This window comes from Paenibacillus sp. FSL R7-0272 (assembly GCF_037969905.1).
GTDB lineage: Bacteria > Bacillota > Bacilli > Paenibacillales > Paenibacillaceae > Paenibacillus > Paenibacillus polysaccharolyticus.
Genome location: NZ_CP150221.1, coordinates 3,777,407 through 3,793,228, shown reverse-complemented (window position 1 = coordinate 3,793,228; position 15,822 = coordinate 3,777,407). Strand labels below are relative to the sequence as shown.

General features: G+C 44.8%; 19 protein-coding genes and 1 other annotated feature. Of the genes, 11 read left to right on the top strand and 8 right to left on the bottom strand.

The genetic code is table 11. From position 1 onward, the window contains the following. The first annotated feature begins 32 nt into the window (after positions 1–32). The 5 genes from MKY23_RS16760 (at position 33) to MKY23_RS16740 (ending at position 2,406) form a co-directional block, all read left to right on the top strand. Positions 33–248: a hypothetical protein gene (locus MKY23_RS16760; protein WP_339830945.1), complete on the top strand. Its 216-nt coding sequence runs from the start codon at positions 33–35 to the stop codon at positions 246–248. A 51-nt stretch (positions 249–299) separates the two neighbouring features. Then, complete coding sequence (locus MKY23_RS16755) at positions 300–1,160, top strand: Cof-type HAD-IIB family hydrolase (RefSeq protein ID WP_339830943.1); 861 nt, start codon at positions 300–302, stop codon at positions 1,158–1,160. Between the two features lie 37 nt (positions 1,161–1,197). Continuing rightward, on the top strand, positions 1,198–1,458 hold the full coding sequence (locus MKY23_RS16750; protein WP_251505333.1) for a hypothetical protein: 261 nt from the start codon (positions 1,198–1,200) through the stop codon (positions 1,456–1,458). A 133-nt stretch (positions 1,459–1,591) separates the two neighbouring features. Beyond that, positions 1,592–2,116 carry a hypothetical protein gene (locus tag MKY23_RS16745; RefSeq protein WP_339830938.1) on the top strand — a complete coding sequence of 175 codons (525 nt, stop codon included), beginning with the start codon at positions 1,592–1,594 and terminating at the stop codon, positions 2,114–2,116. A 107-nt stretch (positions 2,117–2,223) separates the two neighbouring features. Further along, the gene (locus tag MKY23_RS16740; RefSeq protein ID WP_154958034.1) at positions 2,224–2,406 is read left to right on the top strand and encodes a YjfB family protein; all 183 of its coding nucleotides are present in this window, start codon (positions 2,224–2,226) and stop codon (positions 2,404–2,406) included. Positions 2,407–2,531: 125 nt separating this feature from the next. Here the strand turns inward: MKY23_RS16740 and MKY23_RS16735 are convergent, their stop codons facing one another. The 4 genes from MKY23_RS16735 to MKY23_RS16720 form a co-directional block, all read right to left on the bottom strand. Further along, positions 2,532–3,245, bottom strand: coding sequence for an HAD family phosphatase (locus MKY23_RS16735; protein ID WP_339839506.1), 714 nt, complete (start codon positions 3,243–3,245; stop codon positions 2,532–2,534). Between the two features lie 127 nt (positions 3,246–3,372). Further along, positions 3,373–4,410: an alcohol dehydrogenase catalytic domain-containing protein gene (locus MKY23_RS16730; RefSeq protein WP_339830936.1), complete on the bottom strand. Its 1,038-nt coding sequence runs from the start codon at positions 4,408–4,410 to the stop codon at positions 3,373–3,375. 73 nt (positions 4,411–4,483) lie between these two features. Further along, positions 4,484–5,722: an aspartate aminotransferase family protein gene (locus MKY23_RS16725; protein WP_090916875.1), complete on the bottom strand. Its 1,239-nt coding sequence runs from the start codon at positions 5,720–5,722 to the stop codon at positions 4,484–4,486. A gap of 106 nt (positions 5,723–5,828) precedes the next feature. Next, complete coding sequence (locus MKY23_RS16720; protein WP_339830933.1) at positions 5,829–7,037, bottom strand: MFS transporter; 1,209 nt, start codon at positions 7,035–7,037, stop codon at positions 5,829–5,831. Between the two features lie 313 nt (positions 7,038–7,350). On the opposite strand from MKY23_RS16720, the gene MKY23_RS16715 reads away from it, so the two are divergent. After that, positions 7,351–8,067: a pseudouridine synthase gene (locus tag MKY23_RS16715; protein WP_154983575.1), complete on the top strand. Its 717-nt coding sequence runs from the start codon at positions 7,351–7,353 to the stop codon at positions 8,065–8,067. 133 nt (positions 8,068–8,200) lie between these two features. Here MKY23_RS16715 and MKY23_RS16710 read toward each other — a convergent pair whose 3' ends face one another. Continuing rightward, positions 8,201–9,139, bottom strand: coding sequence for a DMT family transporter (locus MKY23_RS16710; protein ID WP_318283229.1), 939 nt, complete (start codon positions 9,137–9,139; stop codon positions 8,201–8,203). Continuing rightward, entirely contained in the window at positions 9,136–9,987 is an 852-nt protein-coding gene (locus tag MKY23_RS16705) for an AraC family transcriptional regulator (protein ID WP_253493816.1), read from the bottom strand. The genes MKY23_RS16710 and MKY23_RS16705 overlap by 4 nt, the downstream gene beginning before the upstream one ends. Before the next feature lie 212 nt (positions 9,988–10,199). Between MKY23_RS16705 and MKY23_RS16700 the strand changes: the two genes are divergently transcribed. The 5 genes from MKY23_RS16700 (at position 10,200) to tyrS (ending at position 14,869) form a co-directional block, all read left to right on the top strand. After that, positions 10,200–10,508 (top strand): Dabb family protein, encoded by a 309-nt coding sequence (locus MKY23_RS16700; protein ID WP_339830928.1) that lies wholly within the window; start codon positions 10,200–10,202, stop codon positions 10,506–10,508. Positions 10,509–10,667: 159 nt separating this feature from the next. Beyond that, on the top strand, positions 10,668–12,137 hold the full coding sequence (locus MKY23_RS16695; RefSeq protein WP_339830926.1) for a YdiU family protein: 1,470 nt from the start codon (positions 10,668–10,670) through the stop codon (positions 12,135–12,137). Between the two features lie 129 nt (positions 12,138–12,266). Beyond that, a complete protein-coding gene (locus MKY23_RS16690; RefSeq protein ID WP_167375648.1) occupies positions 12,267–12,734 on the top strand; it encodes an Imm63 family immunity protein in 468 nt (155 codons plus the stop codon). Continuing rightward, a complete protein-coding gene (locus MKY23_RS16685; protein WP_339830922.1) occupies positions 12,731–13,177 on the top strand; it encodes a DUF4375 domain-containing protein in 447 nt (148 codons plus the stop codon). Before MKY23_RS16690 ends, MKY23_RS16685 begins: the two co-directional genes overlap by 4 nt. Before the next feature lie 73 nt (positions 13,178–13,250). Beyond that, positions 13,251–13,493, top strand: a binding site (T-box leader). 113 nt (positions 13,494–13,606) lie between these two features. Beyond that, positions 13,607–14,869 carry a tyrosine--tRNA ligase gene (gene tyrS / locus MKY23_RS16680; protein ID WP_154890493.1) on the top strand — a complete coding sequence of 421 codons (1,263 nt, stop codon included), beginning with the start codon at positions 13,607–13,609 and terminating at the stop codon, positions 14,867–14,869. A gap of 99 nt (positions 14,870–14,968) precedes the next feature. On the opposite strand, the gene MKY23_RS16675 is transcribed toward tyrS, so the two are convergent. Both MKY23_RS16675 and MKY23_RS16670 read right to left on the bottom strand, forming a co-directional pair. Then, entirely contained in the window at positions 14,969–15,250 is a 282-nt protein-coding gene (locus MKY23_RS16675; protein WP_090916857.1) for a YxcD family protein, read from the bottom strand. A 5-nt stretch (positions 15,251–15,255) separates the two neighbouring features. After that, a complete protein-coding gene (locus MKY23_RS16670) occupies positions 15,256–15,756 on the bottom strand; it encodes a hypothetical protein (RefSeq protein ID WP_090916855.1) in 501 nt (166 codons plus the stop codon). Positions 15,757–15,822 lie beyond the last annotated feature (66 nt).

Genomic DNA, 15,822 nt, shown 5'->3' with positions numbered 1-15,822 from the left:
ATTGAGAAACTGGCCCACACAAAGGCGTTAAAATGGTTCCCGAACAGGCAAAGCAGGAAGGCAAGCTGGAATTGTTTATCCCGGATGAGGATGAATATTACTATTTCGATACAAGAATGGCTGATGCACGCGGAGAATTCAAGGTGATGCGTTTAGATTACTTTAATGGAGAGCCTGAAGTGTATGCGGATTCTTTTGCCGAATTTATAGAAAAGTTGATTGATCAACGAACACCTCGGAACGCTTAGTACAGTAAAACGTAAGGTTGCAGACTGAGAATACAACTGGGGGAATAACAGATGAGCAACATAAAACCAAAAATCGTATTTATTGATATTGATGGCACGTTGGTAGACGATGACGGTAATATCCCAATGTCTGCTCAAGAGGCTTGTAAACAAGCGCGTAAGAATGGACATCTGCTGTATTTATGCACAGGCCGCTCTAAGGCTGAGATCTATGATTCGATCTGGGAAGTAGGCTTTGACGGATTGATTGGAGCAGGCGGTGGATACGTGGAGTATGGTTCTGACGTGTTATATCATAAAAAAGTAACGGCAGAAGATGTTCGTCATATGGTCGATTTCTTCAATGAACACGGCATTGATTTTTATCTTGAATCCAACTCGGCATTGTACGCAAGCAGTAATATTCAATCCCATTTGGAACGCCGTATCTATGGCGATATCGAGAATGATCCAGTTGCGCGGGAGAAAAAGGAAACAAAACCTCATCCGTTTATCGCAGGATTAACGTACGGCGAAGCCGATCTGTATAAAGATGACGTAAATAAGGTCTGTTTTCTGGAAAGTACAGTCGTCCCGTTTGAACGAATCAAACAGGAATTTGAAGGCAAGTTTGAGGTGATTCAGTGTACGGTACCAGTTTTCGGGGAAGGTAGTGGAGAGCTGATGATTCCAGGAATTCACAAAGCGATTGCGATTGCTGATCTGTTAGAGCATCTGGGAATGTCGAGAGAAGATACACTGGCCATCGGTGATGGCATGAATGATGCAGAGATGCTGGAGTTCTGTGCTGTAGGGGTTGCGATGGGCAATGCGAAGCCTGGGCTGAAAGCCATTGCTGATGATATCACGGGCTCCGTGGAAGAAGATGGATTGTATCATAGTTTTGTGAAATATGGATTAATAGAGGCGTAAGGTTACTTGTATGGAACCAGAAAGGAGAGCAGAGTACATGCCTGAGAGCATAAAAGTGGAATTTGAACTTAGTGCTTGGGGTCAGGAAAACACGCAAGATGGAGGAGGCTCTTTTCAAAAACATGAGCTGTTGAAAATACGTACGGTATCTAAAGACATCACGCTTGAGCAGCTTGAAGCAATGGTAAAAGAGATGATCGCAGATATCAAAAAGGTATATCCCCAGCCAGAGCAGTTGGGCGTTAAAGTTACATTAAGAGCCAAAGAAACAGATGGCGTATTCACATATCTTGGCTGAAGAATAACGAACTTAACAGCATTTGTTGAACAAAGGAGTAGTTACTAACTACTCCTTTTTGTATTGTTTAAGCAACTCAAATGAACCTCTTTCCGTCCATAGATATGATGGGAATAGAGTTGGGAGGTGCTGTATGAAACGTATAGCTGTGCTGTTCATTGGAATCATGTGCCTGATTACTGGCTGTGCGGCAGAATCGAGACCAGTGGCTGAAGCTCATGTTCAAGTTATGCCTAGAGAAATGCCCGCAGATTTTAATTTTAAAGTTCGTTACGGATATGGGGAGGCCAATAAAAACGAAATCAATACTTACAATGATAAGGTTCATAAGGATCTGGTTCAAAACGGAACTGGGGTGGCCGCAATCAGGTTAACCACGGAAGAAATGCGTAGGATCTATACGAAAATGTATGAAATGAATGTGATGGAGATGAGAGATGTCGGATCGATAACTTCAAATTGTAATCAAATCCCCTATATGACTGAAAGCTGGAACATTACGGTGGATGGGAAAACGAAGACATGGTTATGGTCGGACTCCTGTGAGATCACAAGTGACGCAAAGCAACTATTAGATTTACGGGAATATATTCATGAAATCGTTGAAGCCAAAGTTGCTTACAAAGCTTTGCCTGAAGCAGTAGGAGGATATGACTGATGAATAACTTTGATATGTTATTGAATCTCGTATAACATTTGCCTTTCTTTGACCGATATATGAAGAGGTATACGAAATAATAAGACAAGGCGAAAGGAGTGCACATGATGGATATCGCAGCACTATCTATGGCCAAGAGTCAGGCTTCGCTAGCTCAGGCGGCAAGTCTGCAAGTGATGTCAATGACCAAAGATATGGCACAGCAGCAAGGTCAGCAGATGGCCGAGATGTTGAAGTCGGCGCAGGCTCCTCACCCCAATCTAGGCAGAAGTTTTGATATTTCGGTATAATCCCTTTCGGGATGAAGATCAAGATGTTTTGTTTCACAAAAACATGCAGCAAGCACAACGTGAAGCAGTTTCAATTCGAAGGAATTGGAACGGCTTCACGTTTGTTTTTCCCGATAAAATCTATATCAAACTGATCTTGGTAAGTCCGGTGCTACGTTCTCAAAAGGCAGCTTATCTTTCAATGTCCATAGCTCATCATAGCTGGAAATTTGCATATCTGCTTTGGACAGATTCTGATTGCCCGACCCCGGATTATGATAGCCGATGCAGCGCATTCCTGCACTTATGGCTGCTTGGACCCCGTTGCGTGAATCCTCTATAACGAGGCAATGTGCCGGGGATATTCCGATCTGACTGGCTGCTGCGAGAAAAATGTCCGGCGCCGGTTTGCCGTGTTCAACCTCTTCACCAGTCAGTCGAACATCAAAGTACGCACCCAATCCCGTCTTCTCCATGATTAGATCAATGAGTGCCCGAGGAGATGAGGAAGCAACGGCAATCGGGATGTGTTGCTCATGTAGCCAGCGTATCCACCGTTCTACCCCAGGCATAGCCACAAGCTTGGCATGAGCTAACATCTTTTCCATGACATGCTGCTGATGATACGCAAGAATCTCTTCCAGCGGCACCTTGACCTGATATTTGTCGATAACTTGTTGCCACATGGATTCTAGCGTGACACCAACAAAAGAATGATGTTCTTCCAACGTCACAGCTGCCCCAAAATGATCAAATGAACTCCGCTCTATCTCGAAATAAATCGGTTCACTGTCGATCAGAACGCCATCCATATCAAAAATGACCCCTTGAATAGAAAGATGACGATGTTCATCCTGCATCTGATTCCTGTCCAGGCGTCCAGCCACTTGATCTGCTGTCATGCTGCATTCCTCCTCTGAATGATGTCTCATATGTTTTAGTGTAACTGCTTTTTATTCAGCATTCCAGCAAGCTACGAAAAACGAATTAATTGGATTGCAGTACAACCTTGATGGCATGAGAGGAGGCTTGTAAGGTGCGTCCCTGTATATCGCATCCAAGTGTGCGGAATGCTTCTTCGTAATCTTCCAGCGGAAAGGAGTGGGTTATAATTTTTTTGGCAGGAATAATCTGTTGTTCAATCATATAATGTGCGGTAGCAAACGTTCCAAGGGAGTCAATAGAGCCGATAATTTTCAGGCTGCGATCCACAACTTCCTTCGGGTTAAAGGACGTATTCCCATCCCGTAAACCAACCAGCATCATATAGCCGCCACTAGCGAGCTGTGATAATACTTGAGTGCCTACAACACCAGTGGTATCTACAATCATATCGACTTGTCCGGTTGCAGGGGCAATGTCTGCGATCGCCTGCTCAAAGGAAGCATGAACTTGCCAGCGGTCTGGTGCAATGGAGCCTGCAATAGCTAAGCGTTCTTCGGAGATGTCGACAAGACTTCCCGTTACGCCTTTGGAAGCGAGTGCGTAGCTGTATAGGATGCCAATGGGTCCGGCCCCAAGAATAATCGTTCTAAAATTCGGCAACAAGTGAATCTGGTTAATGCCTGTCAACATACAGCTTAGCGGCTCGGTTAGAGTGGCTTCTTCGTAACTAACATGATCTTTTAATTGATATAAAAAGCGATCTTCTGTCACGTAATAATCCGTAAACGTGCCATCTGCACTTACTCCCGTTTCCGTAACGGACTTGTGAGTACAGTGGTTCTGCCTTCCTGTCCTGCACATCTCGCATTGACCACAGTAATACGTAGGGTCGATGACGACACGATCTCCTGGTTGCAGAGTGGTGACGGCGGAGCCGACAGCAATTACTTCACCTGCGGATTCATGTCCAAGAATGACGGAAGGAATCGCATGATATTTTCCGCTAACAATGCCTAAGTCTGTTCCACAGACCCCGGTTGCCCGTATACGCACAAGCACCTGATTATCTCTGGTAATTTCGGGAACGGGTCGTTCCTCGAGTGCGACATCCCATGCAGATTTATATACTAATGCAAGCATGATGGAACCTCCTTTTTTTGTAGGAACTACATTTTTTCAAACTACATTTCGACGCTAAAATAACTTCCGATAATTAATGAACGCTGGCGAGGACAGAATCCAATCGATCCACAATCTCAACCAGTTCGTCTTCGGTCGTTGTCAGAGAAGGGCGTACTTTAACGACGTTGCCAAAGCCGTACCGTGAACTGCGTAGAATCAAATGTTGATCTTCAAAGGCACGGTCGATGATCGCATTGGTTTTTGGAGTATCTGGCTCATTTTGATCACCCACGATTTCAAGTCCCCACATGAGTCCCACTCCGCGGGCTTCTCCGATGCTAGGATATTTCAGAGCGAGCTCGTGTAGCAGTCCGCCAAGCAAAATTCCTTTTCGTTTGACCGCATCCAGAAATCCCGGTTCTGAGACCACTTCCAGTGTGGATTTGGCAGCGGTGACCGAGATGAGATTACTGCCTGAGGTAAAAGAATGCTCATGTTTTTCCAGTACATTTAATCGAGATTGCATCAGAACTGCAGCTACAGGTACACCGATACCGCCAAGGCCTTTGGCAAGTGTAATCATGTCGGGCTGGATATCAAATAATTCGCTAGCAAACATCGTACCCGTACGTCCGACACCCGTTTGAACTTCATCAGCAATGAGAAGCATGTTGTTCTCATCACATAATTGGCGAAGGCGCTTGAAATATCCTAACGGTGGAACGATGTTGCCGCCATTTCCGAGAATGGGCTCAATAATCATACAAGCAACCGAGCCTGAGCTGGCATATTCTATAGCATCAGATATCGCTTCAACACATTGATATCCGCACTCGCTACTTTCACTTTTGAACGGGCAACGATAACAATATGGTGCGGGTACATGAACCGCATTAGGGGCTGACGAATTAGGAAAACGCTTGCGTCTAAAGGCATTACCTGAGATGCCCGTTGCGAATTGGGTCTGTCCATGATGAGAAAGGTACAAGCTGATGATGTCCGTTGATCCTGTATACTTCTGGGCAATTTTAGTTGCGCACTCATTGGCCGTAGACCCGGTAATATCCCGCATCCATCCGGCATCGATATTGTTCGGAGCATACTCAATCAAGTGTTCCAATACTTCATTGACGTAAGGTTCCGTGAAGGAGGAAGACATATGCGTAAGATTGCCGACTTGTTCCTGAATTTTATTGACTACATGTGGATGATTATATCCCAAGGACAGATTAAACGTACCCGAGACGCCATCTAGATATTCCACACCTGCATCGTCAATCAACTTAATCCCTTTTCCGACTGTAAAGCGGTTATTGGTTAAAGTTTGCATTCGGATTCCTCCAATAGTTTAGTGTACTAGCTAGGTGAACAATATGACATTCCGGATGGTTTGGGCATCCCCCCTTTCAAGTGTGGAAGTCTGTAAGCCTTACAAGTTATATTTCTTTGGTTTGATGCGGGAATGCAGAGCTCAACGATTCATTTCGAGTGTTCCACAGGTGGGAGAGGATCAATGTCAGCAATAAAAGCATACAAAATCCCGCTAAAATCATGATGGTGCCGACGATCGGCCATGCGCTCATACTCCATCCCGTGAGGTACTGTAACGTTGCACCGCCAATACCGCCGGAGGCAATCAATATACTCGTTGTTCTTTCCGTCATGCCAGGAATCAGCACATTTGCATAGACGAGTGCGATGCAGAATAAACCCGACATAAATAATCCTGTTCCAAAGATTAGCCCATATGTTACCCATTGACCGGACACGAATATCATAGATACCGTAAACAGCAATGTACCTATCGTGCTCCAGATCAAGAAGGGCATATAATTGACGGCTTCAGCGATTTTGCCAGAGAAAAGGCGTCCTACAATCATGGCAATCCACAGAATGGATACACTTAGAGAGGCGATAGATTCTTTCAGTTCCAAACGTTCTACCAGAATGGAGGGCAGGAAATTCATCAATCCAAGCTCCAGTCCCATGTAAACAAAGAAAAAGACAACGAAGAGGGATAGCACCCCCAGATGTTTTTTGGAATAACTGGCTTTGTTTGTCCCCTGTTTTGTCGTGTTTTCTCCAGCCTGTTCGAGGTATTGTGCAGCAGGCCGAGGCATGGTGACCCATGGAACCATGAGGATAAGCGCGCATGCAGCAACCGTGAAGAACGTCAAGTGCCACTGACCCAACCAGATGAACAGGGCAGCTGCTGCGGGGATGAGAAGTGCGCCCAGGGCGAAGAATACATCCAGTTTGGACATGGCGACCGCTTTCTGATTTTCCGTAAATTCAATAGTGAAGGCTCCAACGGAAGGTTCGATGATGCCTGAGCCAAACCCCACAATAATGGTCAACAGAAGCAGAACGTTCCACGAAGGCAACCATCCGAGCACCAAATAAGCTGCAATAATGAAGATCAACGCAAGGGTGAGCATCCATTTTCGACCAATTTTAGCCGTCATGGACGGTGACACAAGTACACCGACAAGAAACCCGAGAAACTGCAAAAATAGTAGAAATCCCCCGTCACTGTAACCGCGTTCATAGTGAGGTAATAAAACGGGTAGAAGCGCACCAAGTACTACGCTGGTTATGCCAATCAGCAGATAGAAGCCGCAACTTAAAACGAATATTCTTTTCAAATGTCTACCTCCTCGAAGTGGATAACATTTTTATAAATTGAAATAAATGTTTATTTTATATTTAACTTATACCATAATTTTGAAATTGTACAAGCTTTTTATTGTAAAATTATGTTAAAGTTTGGCGGGGGCATTCTTTTTTTAGTTCATCCTGTCCGATTACAAGATTTATGTCGAAGGTGACTCAGTTGCGTCACTTTTCATTTCATGAGAAGATGAGGTTCAACGCTTTTAAGGTAAACGGAATAATTGTTCAAATGAATGAAAGAACAGCTGTATATACAGATTTGAAAATGATGAGAAGTGGTGAAATATGTTAATCAACAAATACATAAGTGAGACGGGGCACTTCTCCCGCAGGGAAACGACTCGTCGCATTGCAGCCGGAAGAATTACAATCAACGGCAGGGTATGTGTAAAAGGAGATACGGTTGCACCAGGAGACATCGTGCTGATGGATGGGGAGCGTATTCCAGAAAGGAATCCTGAGGCCGTGTATATCGTTCTGAACAAACCCGTTGGCATTACATGCACGGCAGCTGAACATGTTGAGGGCAATATCATTCAGTTTTTGAATTATCCTTCACGCATTTTTGCAGTCGGCCGGTTGGATAAAGCGTCAGAGGGGTTGATTTTACTCACCAATAATGGAGATATCGTGAACAAAATGATGCGTTCGGAGCATCATCATGAGAAAGAATATGTCGTTACCGTGGACAAGCCGGTCACTGATGCATTTCTTCAATCCATGTCAAAAGGTGTGGAGATTCTGAATGTGGTTACCAAACCATGTGAGGTGTATAGGCAAGACGAGAACGTTTTTCGAATTATTTTGACACAGGGGCTTAATTTACAAATCCGCCGAATGTGCAAAGCGCTGGGGTACAGGGTTTTAAAGCTGGAGAGAATTCGGATTATGAACATTACACTGGATGAACGGTTGAAAAGGGGAGAGTGGAGACATCTGGAGAAACAGGAGTTGGAGTTACTTATGTCTCAGTTAGATCAAGACAAAGCAGGGGATGAGTAGTGATGGACTTGCCCAATCTCTGTGATATAAGCTAATTTTTTTTGAAAAAGACGCAGAAGACACGACCCCGTTTGCTAGGGATCGTGTTTTTTACATTGTGAACGTGATTACGTAACTTCTAACGAGAAGTGAGTTAAGTGTTGCGACGTAATTTTGCCGAAAATACGTTGCGCTTTTTGCCTCTCGCCGTGCTCTCCGAAATGTAAGAGCCATACAACGTAAGGGATGCACCTAGTATGCTCACCCATGTCAGTTGCTCATGAAGAATAAGTGCAGATGAACCAACTGTAATCACAGGTACGAGATAGATGTATACACTTGTTGGAATCGCTCCTAGTAGCTTAACGGCTTGATTCCATGTCACAAAACAAAGGGCTGAAGCGCCCACACCGAGAAAGAGAAGGTTCGATAAATGGGTGAGGTGTGTGAATCTAGCGACATTCAGGTCAGATTCTACTAAACCCAACGCTGGTAGCATGAATAGCAGGCCATAGAAAAACACTTTACGTGTTGCGCCTATAACGTTGTAGTTTCGTAATCCGATTTTACGCATCATAACCGAGTACACTGCCCACACCACAGGAGCGATAAATGCGAGTAGATCACCCAAGGGATTAAGTTGCAACATATAGCTTCCATTTAGGGTGATCAGGATAATGCCACAGATCGCAATGCCAAATCCGCTTACAAAGCGGGTCGTTAACCGTTCCCCATCCAGAAAAAAGTGGGCAAGTACAGCAGTGAAGAAAGGAGCGACGGATACAATGATGCCTGCGTTGGAAGCTGTTGTATATACCAAAGCCATATTTTCAATGAGAAAATATAAGGTCACTCCGCATAAACCTGCACCAATAAATAATGCTTCTTCCCGCAAAGAAACAATTTTCTGAGTACGTGGATAGATCATCCACAGGACGAGATAACCAATCAGAAAACGGAACAATAAGATTTCAACAGGTGTAAAGTCCTTCAGTAACACTTTTGTTGAAACAAAAGTGGTTCCCCAGATGAGAATGGTAAATAAGGCAAGCAGGTGTCCAGCAACATGGTTGTGATTACGCATTAAAGTCATCGCTTGTTTTCCTGCAATCGTTTAGTCTCGGCACCGTGATTAAAAATACGACGATATTGTTTGGGCGTAAGACCAATCAGTTTTTTGAAGAAATTGGTGAAATGGCTTTGATCACTAAAGCCCGTCTGAGCAGCAACATCTATAGGCAATAGTCCCTGTTCCAAAAGGCGTTTGGCATGATTGATCCGTATCGTTTCAAGATAGCGGTAGGGAGATATGCCTTTTTGACGAGTAAACTGTCGCAGTAAATGGTATTTGCTAATCCCCGAAATCTCGGATAATTCATTCAAGCTGATGTTTTCCGAGTAATGGACTTCCATATAATCACACAGTTGCCGAATCTCTAACGTTATCTTCTGTTCGGTTTCAGCCATCTCTGCATCAGCGTAGTCCTTCAGCAGTTGATCTAGTAGGAAGAGAAGCATCTCTTCTTTGCAGAAGTCGGGTTGTTCCTCAAGTATGAACTGATGTAGCTCATGGAGCGAGGAGACCAGCTCACTCTGATATAGAACATGGGTGGAGAACCTTGGCAAATAGGCTTGTCCAGTAATTTCACGCACGTACTCCAGCATAACTTCTGGCTGAATATTGATGCAACGGTAATCCAATTTTCTTCCATCTATCTGCTCACAGGCATGAGGATCTTGGGGGTTGAAAACAATGATGTCACCGCTATTTAATAGGTATTCCTCGTTGTTGCAGATCAGATGCCGTTTCCCTTCTTCAATAAATCCAATCACATAATAGTCATGAAAATGATTGGGAAATTTCTGCATGATGCCTTCAAATTGATAAGCTTCCAGTTGCAAATCTGGATCATACACGACGGTTCGCACTTCGCGACTCATGATGCACCTTCTTTCTGGTATGTTTAGGTGATTATAACGTGCATCTGAGGCTGAATTCTTGAACAATATTGCTTATTATACCGAAGCGGTGAATCGAGAACATCTATTTGAGTTCAGTTTAGGTTTAATTTAAAATAAGAATGGTAGAGATGAAAAATTTTCCGTCAATGAAATAAATGATTTTCCTTCAAAGGATAAGGAGATGGGATAATATGTTTGAACACTTGGTTATTTTTAAATTTAACGATAAAATCACACCTGCGAAGCAACAGGAGTTTGTAGCTCAGTTGCTTGCGTTACAGGATCAGATTCCTGGAATTGTTGATCTGACGGCTGGCGTGAATGTAACGGAGGAAACCGATCGCATTCAAGGATTCACCCTGGGATTAAGAGTAACATTTGAAGATCAGGAAGCCTTGCGAGCATACGGTCCGCACCCTGCACATCAGGCGTTCGCAGCCTCTCTGGATGGTTGGATTGAGAACGTGATTGTAACAGATTATCCGATCCCTGCGAAGTAAAATACCAATAAACACTTGGTTTTATGCCGGATGATCACGTCAGATAAGAACTGTTTTTACTTTGGAATTTCCATGCGCCGACATAAATGAGTATGGGTTCACAAATGCTACATGAAGATAAACAAAGGAATTTCTTTGTTAGGAGAAGGAGTGTGACCCATGGAAAAAAACGATTTAAACGCAGGCTGGAATCTGGAACACAGTTATGCAGAACTGCCTGAAACGTTTTATACAAGACAACAAGCTGTGGCTGTCCAGTCTCCAGACTGGATCATTTTTAATCAAACACTGGCGGTCAGCCTGGGGTTGAATGCAGATGTACTGCAAAGCCCCGAAGGCACAGCTATTTTCGCGGGTAATAACATACCAGACGGAGCCGAGCCCCTTGCACAAGCGTATGCAGGTCATCAATTTGGTAACTTTAATATGCTTGGGGATGGACGTGCTTTGCTCCTGGGTGAACAGATTACTCCGCAAGGGGACCGAGTGGATATTCAGTTAAAAGGTTCAGGACGGACGCCGTATTCCCGCGGAGGGGATGGACGTGCTGCCGTTGGCCCGATGCTTCGGGAGTACATTATCAGTGAAGCAATGGCTGGCCTGGGAATTCCTACGACACGAAGCTTGGCTGTTGTCTCCACAGGAGAGAACATTTATCGTGAAACAGAGCGCCCAGGGGCTATTCTCACTCGAGTCGCGGCCAGTCACATTCGAGTCGCAACTTTTCAGTATGCAGCCCAATTTGGTTCGGTAGAGGATTTATGTGCGCTCGCAGACTACACGATACATCGTCATTTCTCGCAAGTAGAAGGTAATGAACAGCGTTATCTAAGCTTCCTACAGGAAGTGATCAAACTTCAGGCGCACCTTGTTGCAAAGTGGCAAAACGTAGGCTTTATTCACGGGGTCATGAATACGGACAATATGGCAATTAGCGGGGAAACGATTGATTATGGTCCCTGTGCCTTTATGGATACGTATAACCCAGCGACGGTGTTCAGCTCAATTGACAGACAAGGCCGATATGCTTATGGCAATCAACCATACATTGCGGGCTGGAATTTGGCTCGTTTTGCTGAGACATTACTGCCGTTACTACATGAAGATGAAGAGCAGGCTGTTCAAATCGCTCAGGATGCCATTGCACAATTTTCGGAGCACTATCATCATCACTGGTTAACGGGTATGCGAGCCAAACTCGGTTTGTTTACGGAAGAAGCGGAAGATGAGACCTTGATTAAGGACCTGCTCGATCTGATGGAAAAGCATGCTGCAGACTTCACGAATACGTTTGTGACATTGACTCTGAATAAACTGGAAACCTCCACACTTAGTGACGAGTCCGACTTCAAGGAGTGGCATACACGCTGGCAAAACAGATTAGTTAGACAGCCGGAATCCAGCGATGAAGTGATGGAACAGATGAAACGAAACAATCCCGTAGTGATTCCGCGGAACGAGAAGGTAGAAGAAGTATTGGAGCGAGCGGAGCAGGACGGAGACTACAGTTTGATCCAGCCTTTGCTGGATATTCTCCAGCGTCCTTATGCGTATACTCCTGAACAGGAAGTATTTGGTGCAATGCCAGTGTCCTGTGACCCTTCGTATAAGACATTTTGCGGGACTTAACCTCTCTGTGAACCTGAGAGGAAAAGGTGTGGGCTGCCGAGAGGCAGCTTTTTCATTGTTAGCCGTTATAATCGATTATATGAGGTTGATCTCACACCCTAGATGTTAGAGAGAAGGAAGGTGAATCTTGTGTCAAATCTGTTAAGCATGGAGGAGCTAGCCCAGCAACTCCTTGAATTGTTATCACGCACTTCTTACCCGATGGAACAGATGGAAAGTTATGTGAACCGATTGGGAGAGTCGTTCAAATGGGAAGGTGCACCCTATGTCGAAATAGGCGATGGACATTATATTGTTACAATCTATGAACGCGGTGTACCGTCCCTGATTAAAAAGCTGAAGCACGTGGAGGAGGTCCTCTACTGGTTGCTGGAAGATATGATTTTTACAGCCGCCCATGTAAGCCTGCTTAAGAAGTATGGTGTCGATAACGTTAACACCCATCTCGATTATACAAGTGAAGTATGGCAAGAGATCGAAGACAACGTACGGGCAGCTTTTCGAAGGATCGGTGAACCATATTTAACTTGGCATCAAGAGGGTAAACGCCGGGAACTGGAAACGGTTCAACCCAGGAAGGGGAAATCTTCGATATGAGCGAACGGGACATTCAGGATGTGTGGTATGATTACGCACTGACTTTTGTGGAGAAAAAGAACCAGTCTGCGCAAGGATGGACTGCGCTTTCCCAGACGGAACAAGAGGTTGCAGCGTTGTGGCTGTTTGAGGCAGATGTCTATAATGGTGGTTTTATACAATTCTTCTGCAACTGGGGAGAAGAGGCTTATAAGTTCGCATGCAAGGCACTTGAAACGATCGGGGCAAACCAGGTTCTGAGTAATGTGAAGCAGCAGTATGCTTGTTTTGAGCATTTGGAAAACGATTCTAGACTAACGGGGTTGTGGGACATCCCAAAATATCTGGAGACGGAGCAAGAAGAACGTTTGGATGAGCTGGACCAGCAACTCTGGAATAACGAAGATCAGGTTGCGGAGAAGGCTTACGCTCATTACCATGACGAGCTACGGATCAGGTTATAGTTTTGTTGATGATTTGAATACTTGCCCTTGCAATGTGCAGAACGTTTCGCTATACTGGCTATAATTAAATACATGAATTACGTTGATAGAGCGCAGTAGCGGCTTTGTCCCTGTTACAGAAAGTCAGGGGTTGATGGAACCTGATACATACAAGGGCTGCGAATTACACTCTGGAGTACTTGGGTAATGCCAAGCGGATGGGCAAACGATAACTTGCTGAAAGTGGTATGGATCGCTATTTCTTGAACGTATGAATGTTCGGAGAGGTTGTCCATGCAATTTGGGTGGTACCACGGTTATTCTAATCGTCCCTGTGTCTGTGAAGACAAGGCGGCGATTTTTTTGTGTCCAAAAATGCCCGTAGCTGTGTGAATTCGTAGCAAAACGTAAGTCATGCTTGAATTTTGATGATGAAAAGGGGTTATTACAATGAACATTATTGACGAACTACAGTGGCGCGACGCCATTAATCAACAAACGGATGCGGAAGGGCTACGTGAACTGACGGAGACCAAAGCGATCTCCCTGTACTGTGGTGTAGATCCGACAGGTGACAGTATGCATATCGGACACTTGATTCCGTTTATGATGCTGAAACGTTTCCAATTGGCAGGGCACCGTCCGGTAATTCTTATAGGCGGCGCAACGGGTACGATTGGTGACCCGAGTGGTCGTCAGTCCGAACGTTCTTTGCAGACGTTGGAGCAAGTGCAAGAGAATGTAGACGCGTTAACGGCACAGATGAAAAAGTTGTTTGTTACCGAAGGTGACAATCAGGTTCGCATGGTTAACAACTACGACTGGACACATAAGATTAACGTTATCGAGTTCCTGCGTGACTACGGGAAAAACTTTAACCTGAACACCATGCTGGCAAAAGATGTCGTAGCAAGCCGTCTTGAAGGCGGAATTTCATTCACGGAATTCTCTTACCAGATTCTGCAATCACTAGATTACCTTCACCTGTTCCAAACGGAGGATGTACAACTTCAGATTGGTGGATCTGACCAATGGGGTAATATTACGAGCGGTCTGGATCTGATTCGTAAAAAAGAAGGCTCAGAATCGAAAGCTTACGGCTTGACCATCCCACTGATGCTGAAGTCGGACGGTACGAAGTTTGGTAAAACAGCTGGTGGTGCGATCTGGCTTGATCCGAACAAAACGACACCGTTTGAATTCTACCAATTCTGGGCGAATACAGATGACCGGGATGTGATTAAATACTTGAAATACTTCACATTCCTGAGCAAAGAAGAAATCGAAGCCTTGGCTGAGAAAGTTGAAACAGAGCCGCATAAACGTGATGCGCAGAAAGCCTTGGCAGAGGAAATGACCAAGTTCGTTCACGGCGAAGAGATGCTGGAGCAGGCAAAACGTATTACAGCAGCTTTGTTCAGCGGAGATATTCGTTCCCTGACAGCAGATGAGATCGAGCAGGGTTTCAAGGAAATGCCAACATACGAAACAGACGGTGAAGCTAAAAATATTGTAGACTGGCTTGTTGATCTTGGTTTGGAGCCTTCCAAACGCCAAGCTCGTGAGGATGTGACCAAGGGAGCCATCTCTATGAACGGCGAAAAAATAACCGAGCTTGAATTTACGGTATCTGCAGAGCACGCGATTGGCGGTAAATTTATCATCATCCGTAAAGGTAAAAAGAACTACAGCCTGGTTAAGCTTCAAGCATAGTTATTTGCAAATCAAGCAACCAAAAAGACCGTCTCCCATGCTGTCAGATGACAGAGGGGAGACGGTCTTTTGTATAACAAGCTAGAAGCTAGCCGTATTTTAATGTTGATTGACAATCGCAGTAATCTCTTCATCCAGATCCAAGGTAACATCTTCACGATACGCACGAATGTTGTACTCGCTGTGCAAGTAGCGAAGAATCGCTTCGATCATGTTGGATTCTACCAGGAACTGACTGCGACCTTGAATCCAGACTTCTGCGGAATAACCTGTATCTTCTTCCCAGCTTAACTCCACATTTACGTCCGTAGGACGCACACCTTTACGCTCTGCCATGTGAATGCAAATTGCATTCACAATCTCATCCATACTTAGAACCATAGAGCTTAGTACCGTCCGTTTCTGTTACGATCATCATCACGATCGTCACGGCGGTCATAACGACCATCCGCAGCAGGCTTACGGCGATTTGTAATGGCTCTGAACAATGCCATAGCCAGCATAACAATCAACATAATTGCTGCTACGTTCACGAGCAATCCAAGAATGTTACCCAGTGCTCCCATACCGCCAAACAGTCCGCCGAACAACATACCGGCCAAACCACCCAGCATCATACCTTTCATGAAGCCGCCGCCACCGCCAAAGAATCCACCACGGTTATTTGCCGCTGCGCCAGTATTGGAATTGTTACGGGAATTGGACTGACTTACGTTATTGTCTGATTTCTTAGGGGTATTCGTGTAACTCTTCGTACCGGATTTGAACCCACCGCCGCCTCGTCTTGCATCAGCACTGTCCGGATTCGTAACACCAACCGTCGCGAACAGTAGTGTGAATGCCATGAAAACCATCATTAGATGTTTAATTCCGAATTTTTTCTTCATTGTATAGATCGTAACCCCCTGAATAAATTTGTTTAACTCCCCAAAATGGGCCTTACTTTAGTAATA

Excerpts from the sequence above, each read along its gene's own strand:
- MKY23_RS16760 (WP_339830945.1), top strand. The coding sequence starts at position 33 with ATGGTTCCCGAACAGGCAAAGCAGGAAGGCAAGCTGGAATTGTTTATC.
- MKY23_RS16755 (WP_339830943.1), top strand. The coding sequence starts at position 300 with ATGAGCAACATAAAACCAAAAATCGTATTTATTGATATTGATGGCACG.
- MKY23_RS16750 (WP_251505333.1), top strand. The coding sequence starts at position 1,198 with ATGCCTGAGAGCATAAAAGTGGAATTTGAACTTAGTGCTTGGGGTCAG.
- MKY23_RS16745 (WP_339830938.1), top strand. The coding sequence starts at position 1,592 with ATGAAACGTATAGCTGTGCTGTTCATTGGAATCATGTGCCTGATTACT.
- MKY23_RS16740 (WP_154958034.1), top strand. The coding sequence starts at position 2,224 with ATGGATATCGCAGCACTATCTATGGCCAAGAGTCAGGCTTCGCTAGCT.
- MKY23_RS16735 (WP_339839506.1), bottom strand. The coding sequence starts at position 3,245 with ATGCAGGATGAACATCGTCATCTTTCTATTCAAGGGGTCATTTTTGAT.
- MKY23_RS16730 (WP_339830936.1), bottom strand. The coding sequence starts at position 4,410 with ATGCTTGCATTAGTATATAAATCTGCATGGGATGTCGCACTCGAGGAA.
- MKY23_RS16725 (WP_090916875.1), bottom strand. The coding sequence starts at position 5,722 with ATGCAAACTTTAACCAATAACCGCTTTACAGTCGGAAAAGGGATTAAG.
- MKY23_RS16715 (WP_154983575.1), top strand. The coding sequence starts at position 7,351 with ATGTTAATCAACAAATACATAAGTGAGACGGGGCACTTCTCCCGCAGG.
- MKY23_RS16710 (WP_318283229.1), bottom strand. The coding sequence starts at position 9,139 with ATGACTTTAATGCGTAATCACAACCATGTTGCTGGACACCTGCTTGCC.
- MKY23_RS16705 (WP_253493816.1), bottom strand. The coding sequence starts at position 9,987 with ATGAGTCGCGAAGTGCGAACCGTCGTGTATGATCCAGATTTGCAACTG.
- MKY23_RS16700 (WP_339830928.1), top strand. The coding sequence starts at position 10,200 with ATGTTTGAACACTTGGTTATTTTTAAATTTAACGATAAAATCACACCT.
- MKY23_RS16695 (WP_339830926.1), top strand. The coding sequence starts at position 10,668 with ATGGAAAAAAACGATTTAAACGCAGGCTGGAATCTGGAACACAGTTAT.
- MKY23_RS16685 (WP_339830922.1), top strand. The coding sequence starts at position 12,731 with ATGAGCGAACGGGACATTCAGGATGTGTGGTATGATTACGCACTGACT.
- tyrS (WP_154890493.1), top strand. The coding sequence starts at position 13,607 with ATGAACATTATTGACGAACTACAGTGGCGCGACGCCATTAATCAACAA.
- MKY23_RS16675 (WP_090916857.1), bottom strand. The coding sequence starts at position 15,250 with ATGGTTCTAAGTATGGATGAGATTGTGAATGCAATTTGCATTCACATG.
- MKY23_RS16670 (WP_090916855.1), bottom strand. The coding sequence starts at position 15,756 with ATGAAGAAAAAATTCGGAATTAAACATCTAATGATGGTTTTCATGGCA.